Here is a 17,270-nt window from a genome sequence, read left to right as displayed (position 1 = left end):
TGCGCCTTTGCCCGTGCCGCGTGCAAGCCCCATGCCATGCGGCTGGCCCGCAACTTGCCTGCGCGATGCTCATGCTGTACCGGGCCTACCAGAACCAAGCCGACCTGCTCTCCCCGGCGCGGCTCGCGGCGCAGTACATGGCCAAGGCGCTGTGGAAGGATGGCACCGAGCGCACCATGATGCGGCGCATGGCCGCCCAGTTCGAGGTGTTCTCGCGCATGCGGCTGACCCACACCCGGCCCGACTACGGCATCCGCAGCGTGGTCTCCGACGGCGCCGAGGTGGCCGTGCACGAGAAGAAAACCCTCGTCTCGCCCTTCGGCACCCTGCTGCATTTCCGCAAGGACACCGATGCAGTGCATCCGCCGGTGCTGCTGGCCGCACCACTGTCGGGCCATTTCGCCACGCTGCTGCGCGAAACGGTGCGCACACTGCTGCGCGACCACGACGTGTACCTGACCGACTGGCACAACGCGCGCGACGTGCCGCTGTGGCATGGCGGCTTCGGGCTGGACGACTACACGCTGCAGCTCATCCGCTTCCTGGAGGCCGTAGGCCCGGGCGTGCACATGGTGGCGGTGTGCCAGCCCTGCGTGGCCGCCCTGGCCGCCACCGCGCTGATGGCCGAGGACGGCAACCCCGCCACGCCGCGCAGCCTGACGCTGATGGCGGGCCCGGTCGACTGCCGCATCAACCCGACCGCGGTGAACAAGCTCGCGACCGACCGGCCCATCGACTGGTTCCGGCGCAACCTCATCAGCCACGTGCCGTGGCCGCACGCCGGCATGATGCGGCGCGTGTACCCGGGCTTCCTGCAGCTGTCGGCCTTCATGAGCATGAACCCCGAGCGCCACAAGAAGCAGTTCGAGGACATGTACAGCCACCTGGTCGAGGGCGACATCGAGAAGGCCCGCACCATCGGCACCTTCTACGACGAGTACCTGGCCGTGAACGACCTGCCGGCCGAGTTCTACCTGGAGACCGTGGAGCGCGTGTTCCAGACCTACGACCTGCCGCTGGGCAGGCTCACCGTGGGCGAGCGCACCGTGAACCCGGCAGCCATCCGCCGCACGGCGCTGCTCACCGTGGAAGGCGAGCGTGACGACATCTGCTCCGTGGGGCAGACGGTGGCGGCGCAAGACCTGTGCACCGGCATCCGGCCCTACATGAAGGCGCATCACCTGCAGGCCGGCGTCGGACACTACGGCGTGTTCAGCGGCAGCAAGTGGAATGCGCAGATCTATCCGCGCGTGCGCGAGACGATCCATGCGGCAGCCGAGCTGAACGGCTGAGAGAAACAAGAAAACAATCTGGCAAGGGCCGTGAGGCCTTTGTTTGCCCTTGTGCGCCGGTCTTCCTACACTCGGCCGCCATGCAACGCCAGCCCTTGATCCGCAGCACGCCGCGCGCAGTCTTCACTGCGCGGACCGCCGCGGGGTCGCACCAGACCCTCGCAGATCTCTGAGCCCGGCGGTCAGCCTCTTCCTTCCCCCTTCTTCAGCACATCTTCATCGACCGCCGGGCCCAAGCCCCGCGCGGTAGCGCGCCCGTGCGGGCGCGCCGCGCTTTCCCTCGCTGATTCATTCGCCTGTCGCCAGCCGCTTCACCACGGCCGGCGATGGGCCTCGTCATGCGGAAAGAACACGGACGATGAACAACAACATCCAATCGATCCTGGCGGTCACCGACCTGTCGGCGCACGGCCTGCGCACGGTGGTGCGCGCGGCCACCATCGCGGCGGTGCACGGCGCGCTGCTGAAGATCATGTACGCGCCCGCGGGCTTCGCGGGTACGGCCGATGCCGATGCGGCAGGCGGCCTCGGCGCGGTGTGCCTCGAAGTGGCCGAGCGCTTCGGCATCCTCGTCAAGAAGATCGACGGCACGCGCGGGCGGCTCGAGGACGCCGCGCTCGAGGCGCGCTGGTGCGATCTCGTGGTGATCGGCGACGAGCCCGACCGCTCGCTCGCAGCCTTCTTCCGGGGCCAGCCGGCCGAGCGGCTGCTGCGGGCGGCGCAGCGGCCGGTGCTGGTCGCGCGGCTCGACGCGCAGCCCGGCGGCTACCGGCGCATGCTGGTCGCGGTCGACCTCATGGAGGCGTCGCGTCCGCTGGTCGACCTCGCCTGCGCCTTCGACGCGCAGGCCGACGTCGAGCTGTTCCACGCCTTCACGCCCATGCACGAAGGCAAGCTGCGCTGTGCGGACGTGTCGACGCACGCCATCGATGCCTACCGCCACACCTGCGCCCGCCATGCGCGCGAACGCATGCTGTGGCTGTCGGATGCGTCGAGCGCGCGCCGCAACCGCGTGGTCTCGTCGGTCGGCCGCGGCGACCCTGCGCGGCAGGCGGCCGTGCAGCAGCAGTACAGCCAGGCCGACCTGCTGGTGGTCGGCAAGCGCAGACGTTCGGCGCTGACGGATTTCCTGCTCGGCAGCGTGGCGCTGCGCGTGCTGCGGTGGTCCACGGGCGACGTGCTCGTGGTGCCTCATGGCATGCAGGCACCGAGTTCCACGGCGGCGGTCCGGCGGAGTGCGGCATGACATCGCTGGCACTGCCATTCGCGTTCTCCATCCCCTCGCTGCCGGACTGGCGCCCCAGGCCGGCCGAGCTGCGCATCGACGTCGATCCGGGCAAGGCCACGCTCGCGCCCGTCCACGAACGCATGCGCGCCCTGCAAGGCCGCCTGCAGGACATGCCGGGCCTCGTGCTCGATGACCCCGGCTTGCGCGCACGCTTTCGCGAAGCCGACGGCGAGCTGTACGTCTACATCGAGGACCTGCGCCGAGACAGGCTGGTCGGCTACACCGTGTTCAACCGGCTGATCGAACTGAGCCGCAGGGCGGAGCGCCACATCCGCGCACCGCATTCGCAATACGCCCCGGACTGGCAGCGGCGCGGGCTGGCTTCCGCCGTCTACCGCTGGGCGCTGGACCGGGGCCTCTGCCTCATGAGCGGCGCGCGGCAGTCGCCGGGCGCGCATGCGCTCTGGCAGAGCCTGTCGAGCCACTACGAGACGGGCTTCGCCGACCTGCGGAACAAGCAGCTGAGCTACCTGGGCCGCGAGGTCGAGGGTGAAGCGCTCGCCGGGCTGCACACGCGCATGTTCCTGCTCGGCGAAGGCTGGACGCTGGAGCGCTTCCGCCTCGAGACGCAGATGGCTTAGCGCCGCGCCCGCGCGGCCTTGCCGCTCACGCGCCGTACCGCCGCTTCGCCGGCCTGCGGCAGCCGCTCGCGCAGGAATGCGATGAGTTCCTGCGCCACCACGTTGCGCATCGGCCCCGGCAGGTAGGCCAGCACCACGCGGCGCTCGACGCGCGGCTTCAGCAGCGGCACCACAGCCAGTTCGGGGTCGCGCAGCGACGAGGTGTACAGGCGCGGCATCAGCCCCAGCGCCTGTCCGCCGCGCACCAGCGCATAGAGCGTCTCGGAGTAGCTCACGCGGTACGGCTGCGGCCCCTGGGCGAACTGCGCGCGCGCCGGGTTGCCCAGCGCGGGCATGCTGCCGCTTTCGAAGAGCACCAGCCGCTCCTTGCCGATGGCCTCCCAGCTCGCGTCGCCGGCCGCCGCCAGCGGGTGGTCGCGCCGCACCACCAGTACCAGCGGATCGCGGAACAGGTCGATGCAGGTCAGCCCGCCCGGCGGCTCGGTGATGGCGGCCACGGCCATGTCGATCTGGCCGCTGCGCAGCTCGGCCAGCAGCGTGTTCGAAGGGGCGTCGCGCCACGACAGCTCGACCTCTCGGTGGCCGTCGCGAAGGAACTCGCTGGCAGCCGTCGCCACGCGCGCGCTGGCCGAGGGGATCACGCCGACGCGCACATAAGCCCGGCCGCGCTGCACGGTGCTTTCGATGTCGCGCAGCGCCACCTCGAAGGTGTTGACCAGGAAGTCGGTACGCGCCAGCACCTCGGCGCCCACGGGCGTGAGTTCCAGTCGATGGGTCGAGCGGGTGAGCAGTTCTGCGCCGAGCAGCTTTTCCATCTGCTTGATGGCGTTGCTCAGGGCCGGCTGCGTGATGGCCAGCCGCCGCGCCGCCCGGCCGAACTGGCCTTCTTCCACCAGCACCGAGAAGAACTGGAGCTGGCGCAGCGTGAGCGCGCGCAGGGGCAAGGCGGCCATGGCGAACCTCGGTTATTGATTCAGTGAATCAAATTATAGAAATTCAAAATTTTCCTTATGAGGACGCCATTACTAGACTGCCGCCATGACCAGCCCCACGTCCGCGCCCGTTGCCTCCGCAGCGCCCCTCACGCTGGAGGCGATGCTGCACGCGATGCCCAAGGCCGAGCTGCACTGCCACCTGTTCGGCACCGTGCGCCACGAAACCTTCAAGCAGCTCAACCGCCGCGCCGGCTCCCCGCTGGCCGACGACGAGATCGAGGGCTTCTACACGCGCGGCGAGAAGCCGGTCGGCGTGCTGCGGGTGCTGCGCGCGCTCGACGCCCAGCTGGTGCGCAGCGCCGGCGACCTCTATCAGCTCACGCTCGAATATCTGCAGGACGCCGCTGCCCACAACGTGCGTCATGCGGAGTTCTTCTGGAACCCGACCGGCACGGTGCATGAATCGGGCATCGCCTATCCGCTCGCGCAGGGCGCCATCGTGCGCGCCATCCACGATGCGAAGACGGAATTCGGCATCTCGGGCCGGCTCGTCGCCGCCATCGACCGCGAGGCCAGCCCCGAGGCGGCCGTGGAGATGGTCGAATGGGTGAAGGCCAACCGCTGCGATGAGGTGATCGGCATCGGCATCGATTACCGCGAGGTCGACCGTCCGCCGGAACTGTTCGCCCGGGCCTATGCCGAGGCGAAGAAGGCCGGCCTGAAGACCACCGCGCACGCCGGCGAGTTTGGCATGCCCTGGACCAACGTGCGCACTGCGCTCGACGAACTGCAGGTCGACCGCATCGACCACGGCTACACGGTGGTCGACCAGCCCGACTACGCGCGCCGCTGCGCCGAGCGCGGCGTGATCTTCACCGTCGTGCCCACCAACTCCTACTACCTGCGCACGCTGCCGCCCGAGCGCTGGGCGCTGGATCACCCCATCCGCCGCATGCCCGGCCTGGGCCTGCGCATCCACCCCAACACCGACGACCCGACGCTGCACAAGGTCACGCCCACGCAGGCCTGGCTGATGATGGTGCGCGACTTCGGCTTCGGCCTGGACGACCTGCGCGGCTTCATGCTCAACGGCCTCGACGGCGCATGGATCGACGAGGCGCAGCGCCGCGAATGGCGCACGCAATGGAGCGCCGAGTTCGACGCGCTGCGCGCCCGGCTCGACACCGAACCCGTCCCCACCAACCACGAATGACCCACGCCATGAACACGCCCCGCCGCCTGCTCCTCGCCGCTGCGCTCTGCGCCACCCTCCCCACCGCCGCCCTCGCACAGGCGGCATGGCCCACCGCCAAGCCCATCACGCTGATCGTGCCCTTCACGGCCGGCGGCAGCGTGGACGTGAACGCGCGCCTCGTGGCGCAGCGCCTCGGCGAACGGCTCAAGCAGTCGGTGGTGGTCGAGAACGTGGCCGGCGCGGGCGGCGCCATCGGCGTGGCCAAGGCGGTGAACGCGGCGCCCGACGGCTACACGCTGGTGGCGGGCCCCGACAGTGCCATCGCCATCGGCAAGCTGGTGAACCCCTCGGCCTTCCGCTTCGATCCGCTGAAAGACCTCGCCCCGGTGGGCATGCTCAACACCGCGCCGATGGTGCTGGTAGCGCGGCCCGGCCTCGGGGCCCAGACCTTCTCCGACTTCGTGAAGCTCGCGAAGGCCAAGCCCGGCAAGTACAACTACGCGACCTCGGGCGTGGGCACGGTGCTGCAACTGGCCATGGAGCTGCTGAAGGAGCGCAGCGGCATCTTCGTCACCCACGTGCCCTACCGCGGCGGCGCGCAGATCGCCACCGACGTGATCGGCGAGCAGGTCGACCTGGCGATGCTGGTGAGCACCAGCGCGATTCCGCACGTGAACGGCAAGCGGCTGAAGGCGCTGGGCATCACCGGCACCAAGCGGCTGGCCGCGCTGCCCAACGTGCCCACCTTCGACGAGATGCCCGGCCTCAAGGGCTTCGACATGGTGAGCTGGACCGGCATCTTCGCACCCGCGAAAACGCCGCCGGCCGTGGTCGCGCACATCAACCAGGAGCTCAACGCGGTGCTGCAGGAAGAAGGCGTGCGCAGCAAGCTGGTGGAGCAAGGCGCGCTGCCGGGCAGCGGCACGCCGGAATCGTTCGCGAAGTTCGTGCAGGCCGAGTACGCGCGCAACCAGAAGATCGTGCAGACCGCAAACATCAAGGAATAGAGGACTCGCCCCCAGGCTGCGCGGCACTTCGTGTCCGCTTCGCCCCCCCTACCGGGGGCAACACCTGAGGCCCGGCGAAGCCGGTTCCTCGGTGTTCTCGCATCAAGCCGGGCGTTGCGCCGGGCTGTCTGCGCTCAGCCGGCCTTCTCGTCTTCCTCGGGCCAGTCGCGGATATAGGCCTTGAGCATCTTGTTCTCGAAGTTCTGGCTGTCCACCACGGCCTTGGCCACGTCGTAGAAGCTGATCACGCCCATCAGCATGCGCTTGTCCATCACGGGCATGTAGCGCGCGTGGCGCTCCAGCATGATGCGGCGGATCTCGTCGAGGTCGGTTTCGAGCGTGCAGGTGACGGGGGCGTCGTCCATGACCTTGCGGACCTGCATGGTGCCGACCTGGCCTCCGTTGCCGACGATGGCCACGATCACCTCGCGGAAGGTGAGCATGCCGACCAGGTCGCCGTGCTCCATGACCACCAGCGAACCGATGTCCTTTTCCGCCATCGTCTTGGCGGCTTCTGCCAGCAGGTCGTCTGGCGTGATGGTGAAGAGCGTATTGCCCTTGACGCGAAGGATGTCGCTGACTTTCATCGTTTTGCTCCTCTGGGAACTCAATCTCGGCTATCTCGGCGGGCGTGCCGTTTTTGAATATAGCCCACAATCGACGCCGACCTGAGCGCCCCTGTCGCGCACGCATGAATTGCAGACGTAACGGGGCATTGCCAGGAGACAACAGCTCAGACACGAGAAAGGCCCTCATGCCCGGATATTCCGACCCCGGTTTCGACACCCTCGCGCTGCACGCCGGCGCCGCGCCCGACCCCGCCACCGGCGCGCGGGCGGTGCCGATCCACCTGACCACCTCCTTCGTCTTCGAATCCAGCGACCACGCCGCCGCCCTCTTCAACCTGGAGCGCGCCGGCCACGTGTATTCGCGCATCAGCAACCCGACCAACGCGGTGCTGGAGCAGCGCGTGTCGGCGCTCGAAGGCGGCATCGGCGCCATCGCCACCGCCAGCGGGCAGGCCGCGCTGCACCTGTCGGTGGCCACGCTGATGGGCGCGGGCTCGCACATCGTGGCCAGCACGGCGCTGTACGGCGGCTCGCAGAACCTGCTGCACTACACGATGCGCCGCTTCGGCATCGAGACCACCTTCGTGAAGCCCGGCGACCTCGACGGCTGGCGCGCCGCGGTGCGCCCCGAGACCAAGCTCTTCTTCGGCGAGACGGTGGGCAACCCGGGGCTGGACGTGCTCGACATCCCCGCTGTGGCCGACATCGCCCACGAGGCCGGCGTGCCGCTCTTGGTCGATTCCACGCTCACCTCGCCCTACCTCATCAAGCCCTTCGACTGGGGCGCCGACCTGGTCTATCACTCGGCCACCAAGTTCCTGTCGGGCCACGGCACGGTGATCGGCGGCGTGGTGGTCGACGGCGGCAGCTTCGACTGGGAGAAATCCGGCAAATTCGCCGAGCTGACGCAGGCCTACGACGGCTTCCACAACATGGTGTTCAGCGAGGAAAGCACGGTGGGCGCCTTCCTGCTGCGCGCCCGCCGCGAGGGCCTGCGCGACTTCGGCGCCTCGATGAGCCCGCACACGGCCTGGCTGATCCTGCAGGGCATCGAGACGCTGCCGCTGCGCATGGAGCGCCACATCGACAGCACGCAGAAGGTGGTCGAATTCCTCGCGAGCCACCCCTTCGTGTCGCGCGTGGGGCATCCGCTGATCGAATCGCACCCGAGCCATGCGCTCGCGCAGAAGTTGCTGCGCCACGGCGCGCGCGGCGCGGGCGCGGTGTTCAGCTTCGACATCAAGGGCAGCCGCGCGCAGGGCAAGGCCTTCATCGAGACGCTGAAGATCTTCAGCCACCTGGCCAACGTGGGCGACTGCCGCAGCCTGGTGATCCACCCCGCGAGCACCACGCACTTCCGCATGACCGACGAGGCGCTGGCGGGCGCGGGCATTTCTCAGGGCACGATCCGCCTGTCGATCGGCCTGGAAGACCCGGCCGACCTGATCGACGACCTCAAGCGCGCCCTGAAGGCCGCGGAAAAGGCAGGTGCCTGAGATGAACTACACCGTCAACGGCCACACCACCTACTGCTACACCGGCGGCAAGCCCTTCGATGCGGCAAAGCCCACGGTCGTGTTCATCCACGGCGTGCTCAACGACCACAGCGTGTGGATCCTGCAGAGCCGCTGGTTCGCCAACCACGGCTGGAACGTGCTCGCGGTGGACCTGCCCGGCCACTGCAAGAGCGAAGGCCCGCCGCCGGCCAGCGTGGAGGAGGCTGCGCAGTTCGTGATCGCGCTGCTCGACGCGGCCGGCGTGCAGAAGGCCGCGCTGGTCGGCCACAGCTTCGGCTCGCTGATCGCGCTGGAGGCGGCCTCGCGCGCGCCGCAGCGCATCACGCAACTCGCGATGGTCGGCACGGCCTATCCGATGGCGGTGTCGCCCGCGCTGCTCGAAAGCTCGGTGAGCGACCCGCAGCGCGCCATCGCCATGGTCAACACCTTCTCGCACTCGCTGCTCGCGCCGCCGCCCTCCTCGCTCGGCCCGGGCACCTGGCTCTACGGCAGCTCGCGCGCGCTGATGCGCCGCGTGCTCGCAAGCAACCGCGAGGCGAACGTGTTCCACATCGGCTTCAAGGCCTGCAACGACTACGCGAACGGCGAGGCGGCCATCGAGAAGGTGCAGTGCCCAGTGCTCTTCCTGCTCGGCGACGCCGACCAGATGACGCCGCCGCGCGCCACCAAGGCGCTGGTGGGCAAGGCGCGCAACGCGAAAGTGGTGACGGTGCACGCGGGCCACGCGCTGATGAGCGAGGCGCCCGACGCGGTGCTGTTCGCGCTGCGCGATTTCCTGAGCGCCTGAGCGTCTATTCCGCCGCGATGCCCGCCCGGTGGGCGAGCGCGCGGTAGCGCGAGATCTCGCCTTCCATCTGCGTGCGGAAGGCCGCCGCGCCGATGGCCACCGGCTCCATGCCCTGCGCACGCAGCTGGGCCTGCAGCGCCGGGTGGCCCATGGTCGCGACGACCGTGCGGGCGAGCTTGTCGATCACGGGCGCCGGCGTGCGCGCGGGGGCCGCGAAGCCGTACCAGGCGTCGAAGGTGGCCTCGGGCAGCCCCTGCTCGGCCAGCGTGCGCACCTCGGGCAACATGCTGGAGCGCGTCGCGCCCACGATGCCCAGCGCGCGCAGCTTGCCCGCGCGCACGTGCGGCGCCACGGCGGCCACGGTGTCGATGGCGATCTCGACCTCGCCGCCGATCACCGCCAGCGAGCTCTGGCTGCTGCCCTTGTACGGAATGTCCTGCAGCTGGATGCCCGCGGCCAAAGCGAACAGCTCGCCCGACAGGTGCGGCCCCGAGCCCGAGCCGAAAGTGGCGTAGCGGATGCTCTTCGGCTTGGCCTTGGCCGCCGCGACGAGTTCGGGCAGCGACTGCCAGGGCTGGCCCTTGCCCACCACCAGCACCAGGGGCGTGCGCGCGACGATGGCAATGGGCGCGAGGTCGCGCACCGTGTCGTAGGGCAGCTTGGCGCGCAGGGCCGGGTTCACGCTGAAGCTGGTCGAGCCCGACAGCAGCAGCGTGTAGCCGTCGGGCGCGGCCTTGGCGACCGCGTCGGTGCCGATGATGGTGGACGCGCCGGGCTTGTTGTCGACCACGATGGGCTGGCCGAGCTGCTCCGACAGCGTCTGCCCCATGGCGCGCGCCACCAGGTCGGTGCCGCCGCCCGGCGGGAATGGCACGACCAGCCTGATCGGACGTTCGGGCCAGCCCCCCTGGGCGAAGACGGGCGAATGTGCGCCCAGCACGGCGGAAGCGGAAAGCAGCAGTCCGAAGCGGCGGCGTGAGATGGCGTTGTCCATGGTGCGTGTCAGGAAAGAGTGGAAGCGGATTGCGAAAGCCGGCCGGCAGCCCAGGGCGCGAGGCCCGGCTCGCCCAGGTCCCAGTACAGGCCGGCCATGATCTGCAGGCCCTCGCGCGCCAGCGGCGCGAGCAGGTGTTCGTTGGGCGCGTGCTGCGCGCAGGCGGGGTACGAATGCGGCACCCACAGCGTGGGCAGCCCGAGCAGGTCGGCGAAGACGTCGTTGGGCAGTGAGCCGGCGAGGTTGGGCAGAAGATCGAGCCGCCGGCCGCTGCTTTCCTCGATGGACTTGCGCGCCCAGCCCACCCAGGGGTTCTCGACGTCGAGCCGCGTCGCCGCGCCGGTCAGCGTGACCTGCACCTCGATCTGGCCGAAGCCGTGCGCGTCGAGATGCGCGCGCACGATCTTCTGCAGGTCCTGCCAGGGCGTGCCCACCACGAAGCGCAGTTGGCAGTGCGCCACGGCCTCGGAGGGAATCGCGTTGACGGGCCGCTGCGGCGAGCCCGCGCCGAGCGCCAGCACCTCGATGGTGTTCCAGGCCACCAGCCGCTCCGCCGGGCTCAGGCCGGGCTCGCCCCAGCCCTCGTCGACCTCGGGGTCGTCCGCGCCGCCTCCGATGGCGATGCTGGCCAGCGCGTTGCGCACCGCCTGCGTCACCGGCGGCGGGCGCAGCGCCTCGACGAGGATGCGCCCGCGCGCATCGACCAGCGAGGCCACCGCATGGCTGACGACCGTGCCCGGATTGACCAGGACGCCGCCCCAGTTGCCCGAGTGATAGCCGCGCGGCCGGGCGCGCAGCCGCAGGCTGAAGTTGACCGCGCCGCGCGAGCCGAGGAAGAGCGTGGGCCGCGCGGCGCTCACCCGCGGGCCGTCGCTGGCGATGAACAGGTCTGCGCGCAGCTTGTCGCGCTGCTGCTCGCACACCGCGTGCAGGCCGGGCGAGGCGGCTTCCTCGCCCATTTCGATGAGCCAAATCACGTTGTAGCCCAGGCGGCCGCCACGGGCTTCCAGCGCCGCCGCGAGGCCGCCCAGGTTGATGCTGTGCTGGCCCTTGTTGTCGGCCGTGCCGCGCCCGTACCAGCGTTCGCCGCGTGCCGTCAGCGCCCAGGGGGCCAGGCCCTCTTCCCAGTGCGCGTCCTGCCCGCTGACCACGTCGCCGTGGCCGTAGGTCATCACCGTGGGCAGGGACGCATCCTCGACGCGGCGCGCGATGAGGAAGGGGCCTCCGCCGGGCACCGGGTTGGCGACCACCTCGCAGGCGAAGCCGAGTGCGGCGAGGGGCGGGATCATCTCCTCGCGCAGGTAGGCCTCCAGCGCGGGCGTGGCGGCGCCGGTGTCGCTCTCGGTGCGGAAGGCGACGCGGCGCTGGAGGTCGGCGAAGAAGCCGCCTGCGTCGAAATAGGCGGCTGCGGCGGCGAGGCTGTCCGGGCGTTGCATGAAGGGGTTCCTTGTCTTTCTGTCCGTCGGGAGAGCAAGTACAAGGCCTGAGGGCCGATGCTTCCAGCATCGTTTTGGCAAGCTACCATTGCCTTGAAGGCAACACTCCGGACATTTCAGCCCGTCATGACGCTTCCGCTGCTCAGCATCCCGATGCGGCACTTCCTCGAAGTGGCGCGCAGCGGCTCGGTCAACCAGGCGGCGGCGCGCCTCTTCGTGGCCTCGTCGGCGGTGAGCCGGCAGATCGCCAAGCTCGAAGACAGCCTGGGTACGCCGCTCTTCGAACGGCATGCGCGCGGCATGGCGCTCACGGCAGCCGGCGAACGGCTGGCGGCACACCTGCGCAATGCGCAGCTCGACATCGAACAGGTGGTCGAGCAGGTACGCGACCTCGGCGGGCAGAGCGCGCGGCGCATCCGCATGGCCTGCACCGAAGGCTTCGCGGGGCACTTCATGCCGCTGGTGATGCGCAGCTTCGAATCGGCCAACCCCGGTTGCCAGCTGGAGCTGCACGTGGGCTCGCCCGATGGCGTGAGTGCGCTGCTGGCGCGCGGCGAGACCGACATCGCGCTCAAGTACGTGGTCGCGCCCGAGCCCGGCCTGAAGATCGAGCACTCGGCCACCGCGCCGGTGTACGCCGTGCTGCGGCCCGACCACCCGCTGGCACGGCAGCGCGTGGTGTCGGTGGCCGACGCGGTGCGCTATCCGCTGGCCGTGGGCGACAAGGGCGTGACCGCGCGCCAGCTCTTCGACCAGGCCTGCAGCCTGCAGGGGCTGCAGTACCGGGCGCTCTTCGTGAGCAATTTCTCCTCGGTGCTGCTGCCGCTGCTGCGCACGCCCGATGTGATGCTCTCGGGCCTGCTCACGGTGATGCACCTGATCGACGAAGGCACGGTGGTGGCGCGGCCCTTCGCGGAGGCACCGCTGCAGCAGCGACAGCTGCAGGTGCTGGCGCTCGAAGGCCGCACGCTGCCGCCACTGGCGCAGGACTTCGTGCGGCATCTGGTGGATGCCATCGCCAATGCGGGGCGGCGCAAGCTGGGGCGCGCGCGGGCTTCCGGCGCGGCGAAGAAAGAAGAGATCAGCCCAGGGCGTTGATGTCCGCCGGGTCGAGGATCGGCTTGGCCGCGCCCTTGCGCGCCACGGCCAGCATCGCGCGGCCCAGCTTCTCGGTGGTGGTCACCCGGTTCGGCCAGAGGCGGAAGGCCAGTCCGAGCACGGGTTTGAGCACGACGATGGCCGCGTCGTAGACCGGCGTTTTGGAACGGATGCCGTGCAGCGGCTGGATCATGCCGGGGCGGAACATGTAGGCCGCCTTGAACGGCAAGCGCAGCAGGGCGTTCTCGGTCGCGCCCTTCACGCGCGCCCACATGCTGCTGCCGCGCTCGCTGCTGTCGGTACCCGCGCCCGTCACGTAAGTGAAGGTCATGCCCGGGTTGAGCCGCGCGAGCACGGTGGCTGCCGCCAGCGTGAGGTCGTAGGTGATGCGCTTGTACTCAGGCTCCTTCATGCCCACCGACGACACGCCGAGGCAGAAGAAGCAGGCGTCGAAGCCCTGCAGCTGCGGCTCGATGGCGCTGTAGTCGTACATGTCTTTATGAACCAGGTCACGCAGCTTCGGGTTCTGCTGGCCCGTGGGGTTGCGGCCGACCGCAACGACGCTTTCCACATCGGGCGCCAGCAGGCACTCGCGCAACACGCCCTGCCCCACCATGCCGGTGGCGCCGAAGATCAGGACTTTCATGGGAAGACTCCGGTCAGACCGCGAAGACGGCGGGCTTCTTGTTCAGCACCGCCAGCAGCAGGTCGACGTCGAGGCTCGAGGGCTGTGGCGGCTGCAACGCGGAGAGCATGCGCGAGAGCGTTTCGGCATGCGGAAGCAACGGACCCAGGAAGCGCGTGCCGTCGGAACCGGCGACCAGCAGGGTCGGGAAGGTCTCGACGTCGAAGGCATCGGCGATGTCGGCGTGGTCCTCGATGTCGACCCAGGCGAAGCGGAACTGCGGATGCGCGCGCGCCACTTCCTGGAGCAGCGGCCGGTAGTCGCGGCAGGTGCCGCACCATTCGGCGCAGAGGCAGACGACCCAAGGCGCATCGCCGGCCGGACCGGCGGATTCGGGGGTGCTTGGAAGGCTTGGAAGAGCGCTCAAGGCTGATGCGTCGGTGGTGTGATCGGAAGACCGGGTGGTACGGCCGGGAGGTCGTGGCTATTATGGACAAAGCCCTCCCGCAGGGTACAGGAGACTCGCACGATGAACACCACGACTGCCCCCGCATCTGCCGTCGATCCGCGCCAGTTCAAGAGCTTCGCGGAGTTCTACCCCTTCTACCTGACCGAGCACGCCAACATCACCTGCCGGCGGCTGCATTTCGCCGGTTCGACCATCTCGCTGCTGTGCCTGGTGGCGCTGATAGTCACGCTCAATCCGTTGTGGCTGCTGGCGGGCCTCGTGGCGGGCTACGGCTTCGCGTGGGTCGGGCACTTCGGCTTCGAGAAGAACAAGCCGGCCTCGTTCAAGCGGCCGCTCTATTCCTTCATGGGCGACTGGGCGATGTACCGCGACATCTGGCTGGGGCGAGTAAAGATCTAGATCAGGAGCACGTCGCCCAGCCTCAGGGAGCGCAGCGGGCCTTTCTGCCAGAGGTCTTCGAGCGGCTCGGCCTGCGGCATCAGCAACTCTTTCAGCAGCGGCTCGATGGGCGTCGACGGGTCGGCCAGCAGCACGTAGCGCGGGTCCTCGTTGGCGAGCTCTTCCGCCAGCGGCGCGATCCAGTCGAGCGCCACCAGCGTCTCGAGCACCGGCGCCAGCTGCAGCGCATCCACGCGCATGCGCGTGACCAGTTCGGTCGCGCCCATGCCCTTGGCAGGCGTGGCCTGCGCTCGGGCCAGGTGCTGCAGCGTTTCCATGGCCAGCTGCATGGGCCAGCCGGCGGTGCCGCCGCGCCGCGCGACGCCCGTCAGCAGGCTGGGCAGGTAGGCGGCGATGACCGCACCCAGAAGCACGATCACCCAGGCCACGTAGATCCACACCAGCAGGATCGGCACCGTCGCGAAGGCGCCGTACAGCACCGAGTACGTCGGCACCAGGCTCAGGTAATAACCCAGCACGCGCTTGGCGATCTCGATGGCCGCCGCCACGAAGATGCCTCCGGCCCACGCATGCGACCAGCGCACGTTGGTGTTGGGCACGTAGTGGTATAGCGAAGCCATGCCGACCGCGAGCAGCATGAACTCGAAGGTGTCGAAGAACAGCTTCACGATGCCGCGCCCCACCACGTCGCTGGTGGCCGCGACCACGTAGGAGGTGGTGGAGAGGCTCACCGCGAGGATGATCGGCCCCAGCGTGATGGCCGCCCAATAGATGAGCACCCGCTGCGCGAACGGCCGCGGCGTGCGCACGCGCCAGATGTTGTTGAGCGTCTTGTCGATGGTGAGGATCAGTGCGATGGCGGTGATCAGCAGCACGATCAGGCCCGCGATGCCCAGCCCGCTGGCCTTGCTCGCGAACTGGTTCAGGTAGCCCAGCACCTGCCGCGCGATATTGTCTGGAATCAGGCTTTCGATGAGCCAGCGCTGCAGCCGGCCCTGCATCTTCGCGAACATCGGGAACACGGTGAACAGGGCCAGCGCCACCGTGAAGAAGGGCACCATCGCGATGGTGGTGGTGAAGGTCAGGCTGCTGGCCGTGAGGCCGAGCCGGTCTTCCCGGAAGCGCTCGCCCAGCACCGCTGCCGTGTTGCGCCACGGGAAGCGCGAAAGATCCCTCCAGAGTTGCCGACGATTCATGGCCGGTATCATGCCATCCGCTCTTTTCGCAGCGTCCCCGCCACCCGTGTCCGACACCCCGCCTCCTCCATCTTCCGTTCGCGCCACCCGCTGGGCCGCCGTGGGCAGCGTCGTCGGCCTCATCGTGCTCGGCCTGGCCTGGGAACTGTGGCTCGCGCCCTTGCGGCCCGGCGGCTCGCTGATGGCGCTGAAGGTGCTGCCGCTGGTCATTCCGCTCGCCGGGCTCTGGAAGAACCGCATGTACACCTACCGCTGGGTCAGCCTGATGATCTGGCTCTATTTCACCGAGGGCGTGGTGCGCGCCTGGAGCGACACCAGCGGCGTGAGCCAGGTGCTCGCGCTCGTCGAGGTCCTGCTGTGCCTCGTGCTCTTCGCCGCCTGCGCCTGGCATGTGCGGCTTCGCCTGCGCCACGCCAAGAACGCTGCCCGCCAACTGGAGGCTTCCGCCCAATGACTTCTTCCACCGACCTGATCGAACAACTGCGCGCCATCGTCGGCGCATCGCATGTGCTGAACGAGGGCGACCTCACCGCCTACGAGCAGGACTGGCGCAAGCGCTCGCGCGGCAAGTCGCTGGCCGTGGTGCGGCCGGCCAACACGCAGCAGGTGGCCGACGTGGTCAAGGCCTGCGCCGCGGCCGGCACGGCGGTGATTCCGCAAGGCGGCAACACCGGCCTCGCGGTCGGCTCCATTCCCGACGACAGCGGCACGCAGGTGGTGCTGAGCCTGCAGCGGCTGAACGCGATCCGTACCATCGACGCCGCCAACCTCACCATGACGGTGGAGGCCGGCTGCATCCTGCAGACGCTGCAGGAAACCGCCGAGAAGGCCGGCTACCTGTTCCCGCTGAGCCTCGCGGCCGAGGGCAGCTGCACCATCGGCGGCAACCTCGCCACCAACGCGGGCGGCACGCAGGTGGTGCGCTACGGCAACACGCGCGAGCTGTGCCTGGGCCTGGAGGTGGTCACGCCGCAGGGCGAGATCTGGGAAGGCACCAGCGGCCTGCGCAAGGACAACACCGGCTACGACCTGCGCGACCTCTTCGTCGGCAGCGAGGGCACGCTGGGCATCATCACCGCAGCCACCATGAAGCTCTATCCGCTGCCGGCGGCGCAGCTCACGGCCTGGGCCGCGGTGCCCTCGCTGGACCACGCGGTGACGCTGCTGGGCCTTGCCCACAAGCACCTGGGCTCGGGCCTCACCGGCTTCGAGGTGATGGGCCGCTTCGCACTGAGCCTGGTCGACAAGCACATGCCGCAGCTGCGCGTGCCCTTCATCGCCGACGAGGCCGTCCCTTATTGCGTGCTGCTGGAGAACTCCGACAGCGAATCCGAAGACCATGCCCGCTCGCGCTTCGAGGCACTGCTCGAAACCGCATTCGAGGACGGCTGCGTGACCGACGCGGTGGTGGCCGAGAACCTCACGCAGGCGCACCAGCTGTGGCACATCCGCGAGAGCATTCCGCTCGCGCAGGCCGAGGAAGGGCTGAACATCAAGCACGACATCTCCATTCCGGTGTCGCGCATCCCGGCCTTCGTCGAGGAAACCGACGCGCTGCTGGCGCGCGAGATCGCCGGCGTGCGGCTGGTCAACTTCGGCCACCTCGGCGACGGCAACCTGCACTACAACGTTCAGGCGCCAGAGAACGTCGATACCAAGGCCTTCCTGAAGAACGAGGAAGAGCGCATCAACACGCTGGTGTACGACGCGGTCGAGAAGTTCGGCGGCTCGTTCTCGGCCGAGCACGGCGTCGGCTCGCTCAAGGTCGACAAGCTCGAGAAGCACAAGTCGCCGGTGGCGCTGGAGATGATGCGGGCGATCAAGCGCGGGCTCGACCCCAAGAACATCCTGAACCCCGGGCGGGTGATCCGGGTCTAGCCTC

18 protein-coding genes are annotated in these 17,270 nt (G+C 69.2%); 11 read left to right on the top strand and 7 right to left on the bottom strand.

All coding sequences use genetic code 11. From position 1 onward, the window contains the following. Positions 1-71: 71 nt before the first annotated feature. From EJP67_RS27045 to EJP67_RS27035, 3 genes are all read left to right on the top strand, one after another. Positions 72-1,292, top strand: a complete 1,221-nt coding sequence (locus EJP67_RS27045; protein WP_126024952.1) for a polyhydroxyalkanoate depolymerase — start codon at positions 72-74, stop codon at positions 1,290-1,292. A gap of 358 nt (positions 1,293-1,650) precedes the next feature. Next, a complete protein-coding gene (locus EJP67_RS27040; RefSeq protein WP_126024829.1) occupies positions 1,651-2,538 on the top strand; it encodes a universal stress protein in 888 nt (295 codons plus the stop codon). After that, a complete protein-coding gene (locus tag EJP67_RS27035) occupies positions 2,535-3,161 on the top strand; it encodes a GNAT family N-acetyltransferase (protein ID WP_126024828.1) in 627 nt (208 codons plus the stop codon). The genes EJP67_RS27040 and EJP67_RS27035 overlap by 4 nt, the downstream gene beginning before the upstream one ends. On the opposite strand, the gene EJP67_RS27030 is transcribed toward EJP67_RS27035, so the two are convergent. Continuing rightward, positions 3,158-4,114: a LysR family transcriptional regulator gene (locus EJP67_RS27030; RefSeq protein ID WP_126024827.1), complete on the bottom strand. Its 957-nt coding sequence runs from the start codon at positions 4,112-4,114 to the stop codon at positions 3,158-3,160. The two genes, EJP67_RS27035 and EJP67_RS27030, sit on opposite strands and share 4 nt — an antisense overlap. An 85-nt stretch (positions 4,115-4,199) precedes the next feature. Here EJP67_RS27030 and EJP67_RS27025 point away from each other — a divergent pair, with 85 nt between their 5' ends. Together EJP67_RS27025 and EJP67_RS27020 are read left to right on the top strand one after the other, a co-directional pair. Beyond that, positions 4,200-5,309: an adenosine deaminase family protein gene (locus tag EJP67_RS27025; RefSeq protein WP_126024826.1), complete on the top strand. Its 1,110-nt coding sequence runs from the start codon at positions 4,200-4,202 to the stop codon at positions 5,307-5,309. A gap of 8 nt (positions 5,310-5,317) precedes the next feature. After that, complete coding sequence (locus EJP67_RS27020; protein WP_240650797.1) at positions 5,318-6,298, top strand: Bug family tripartite tricarboxylate transporter substrate binding protein; 981 nt, start codon at positions 5,318-5,320, stop codon at positions 6,296-6,298. Positions 6,299-6,432: 134 nt separating this feature from the next. Here the strand turns inward: EJP67_RS27020 and EJP67_RS27015 are convergent, their stop codons facing one another. Continuing rightward, on the bottom strand, positions 6,433-6,885 hold the full coding sequence (locus EJP67_RS27015) for a CBS domain-containing protein (RefSeq protein WP_126024824.1): 453 nt from the start codon (positions 6,883-6,885) through the stop codon (positions 6,433-6,435). Between the two features lie 167 nt (positions 6,886-7,052). On the opposite strand from EJP67_RS27015, the gene EJP67_RS27010 reads away from it, so the two are divergent. Together EJP67_RS27010 and EJP67_RS27005 are read left to right on the top strand one after the other, a co-directional pair. After that, complete coding sequence (locus EJP67_RS27010; RefSeq protein ID WP_093209576.1) at positions 7,053-8,363, top strand: O-acetylhomoserine aminocarboxypropyltransferase; 1,311 nt, start codon at positions 7,053-7,055, stop codon at positions 8,361-8,363. Between the two features lies 1 nt (position 8,364). Further along, positions 8,365-9,171, top strand: coding sequence for an alpha/beta fold hydrolase (locus EJP67_RS27005; RefSeq protein ID WP_126024823.1), 807 nt, complete (start codon positions 8,365-8,367; stop codon positions 9,169-9,171). A gap of 4 nt (positions 9,172-9,175) precedes the next feature. On the opposite strand, the gene EJP67_RS27000 is transcribed toward EJP67_RS27005, so the two are convergent. Continuing rightward, complete coding sequence (locus EJP67_RS27000; protein ID WP_126024822.1) at positions 9,176-10,165, bottom strand: Bug family tripartite tricarboxylate transporter substrate binding protein; 990 nt, start codon at positions 10,163-10,165, stop codon at positions 9,176-9,178. An 8-nt stretch (positions 10,166-10,173) separates the two neighbouring features. Then, on the bottom strand, positions 10,174-11,601 hold the full coding sequence (locus EJP67_RS26995; RefSeq protein WP_126024821.1) for a M20 family metallopeptidase: 1,428 nt from the start codon (positions 11,599-11,601) through the stop codon (positions 10,174-10,176). 126 nt (positions 11,602-11,727) lie between these two features. Between EJP67_RS26995 and EJP67_RS26990 the strand changes: the two genes are divergently transcribed. After that, complete coding sequence (locus EJP67_RS26990) at positions 11,728-12,699, top strand: LysR family transcriptional regulator (RefSeq protein ID WP_126024820.1); 972 nt, start codon at positions 11,728-11,730, stop codon at positions 12,697-12,699. Here the strand turns inward: EJP67_RS26990 and EJP67_RS26985 are convergent. Both EJP67_RS26985 and EJP67_RS26980 read right to left on the bottom strand, forming a co-directional pair. After that, positions 12,683-13,345 carry an NAD-dependent epimerase/dehydratase family protein gene (locus tag EJP67_RS26985; RefSeq protein WP_126024819.1) on the bottom strand — a complete coding sequence of 221 codons (663 nt, stop codon included), beginning with the start codon at positions 13,343-13,345 and terminating at the stop codon, positions 12,683-12,685. The two genes, EJP67_RS26990 and EJP67_RS26985, sit on opposite strands and share 17 nt — an antisense overlap. Positions 13,346-13,358: 13 nt before the next feature. Next, positions 13,359-13,751, bottom strand: coding sequence for a thioredoxin family protein (locus EJP67_RS26980; RefSeq protein WP_126024818.1), 393 nt, complete (start codon positions 13,749-13,751; stop codon positions 13,359-13,361). Between the two features lie 102 nt (positions 13,752-13,853). Between EJP67_RS26980 and EJP67_RS26975 the strand changes: the two genes are divergently transcribed. Further along, entirely contained in the window at positions 13,854-14,192 is a 339-nt protein-coding gene (locus EJP67_RS26975) for an Mpo1-like protein (protein WP_126024817.1), read from the top strand. Here EJP67_RS26975 and EJP67_RS26970 read toward each other — a convergent pair. Then, positions 14,189-15,400, bottom strand: a complete 1,212-nt coding sequence (locus tag EJP67_RS26970; protein ID WP_126024816.1) for a YihY family inner membrane protein — start codon at positions 15,398-15,400, stop codon at positions 14,189-14,191. The genes EJP67_RS26975 and EJP67_RS26970 overlap by 4 nt on opposite strands. Here EJP67_RS26970 and EJP67_RS26965 point away from each other — a divergent pair. Further along, the gene (locus EJP67_RS26965; RefSeq protein WP_126024815.1) at positions 15,399-15,842 is read left to right on the top strand and encodes a DUF2069 domain-containing protein; all 444 of its coding nucleotides are present in this window, start codon (positions 15,399-15,401) and stop codon (positions 15,840-15,842) included. The two genes, EJP67_RS26970 and EJP67_RS26965, sit on opposite strands and share 2 nt — an antisense overlap. Further along, positions 15,839-17,266 (top strand): FAD-binding oxidoreductase, encoded by a 1,428-nt coding sequence (locus EJP67_RS26960; RefSeq protein ID WP_126024814.1) that lies wholly within the window; start codon positions 15,839-15,841, stop codon positions 17,264-17,266. The genes EJP67_RS26965 and EJP67_RS26960 overlap by 4 nt, the downstream gene beginning before the upstream one ends. Positions 17,267-17,270: the final 4 nt, after the last annotated feature.

Origin of the sequence: Variovorax guangxiensis (genome assembly GCF_003952165.1) — a bacterium.
Lineage (GTDB): Bacteria > Pseudomonadota > Gammaproteobacteria > Burkholderiales > Burkholderiaceae_C > Variovorax > Variovorax guangxiensis.
This window is presented reverse-complemented; position numbering and strand designations above follow the sequence as displayed.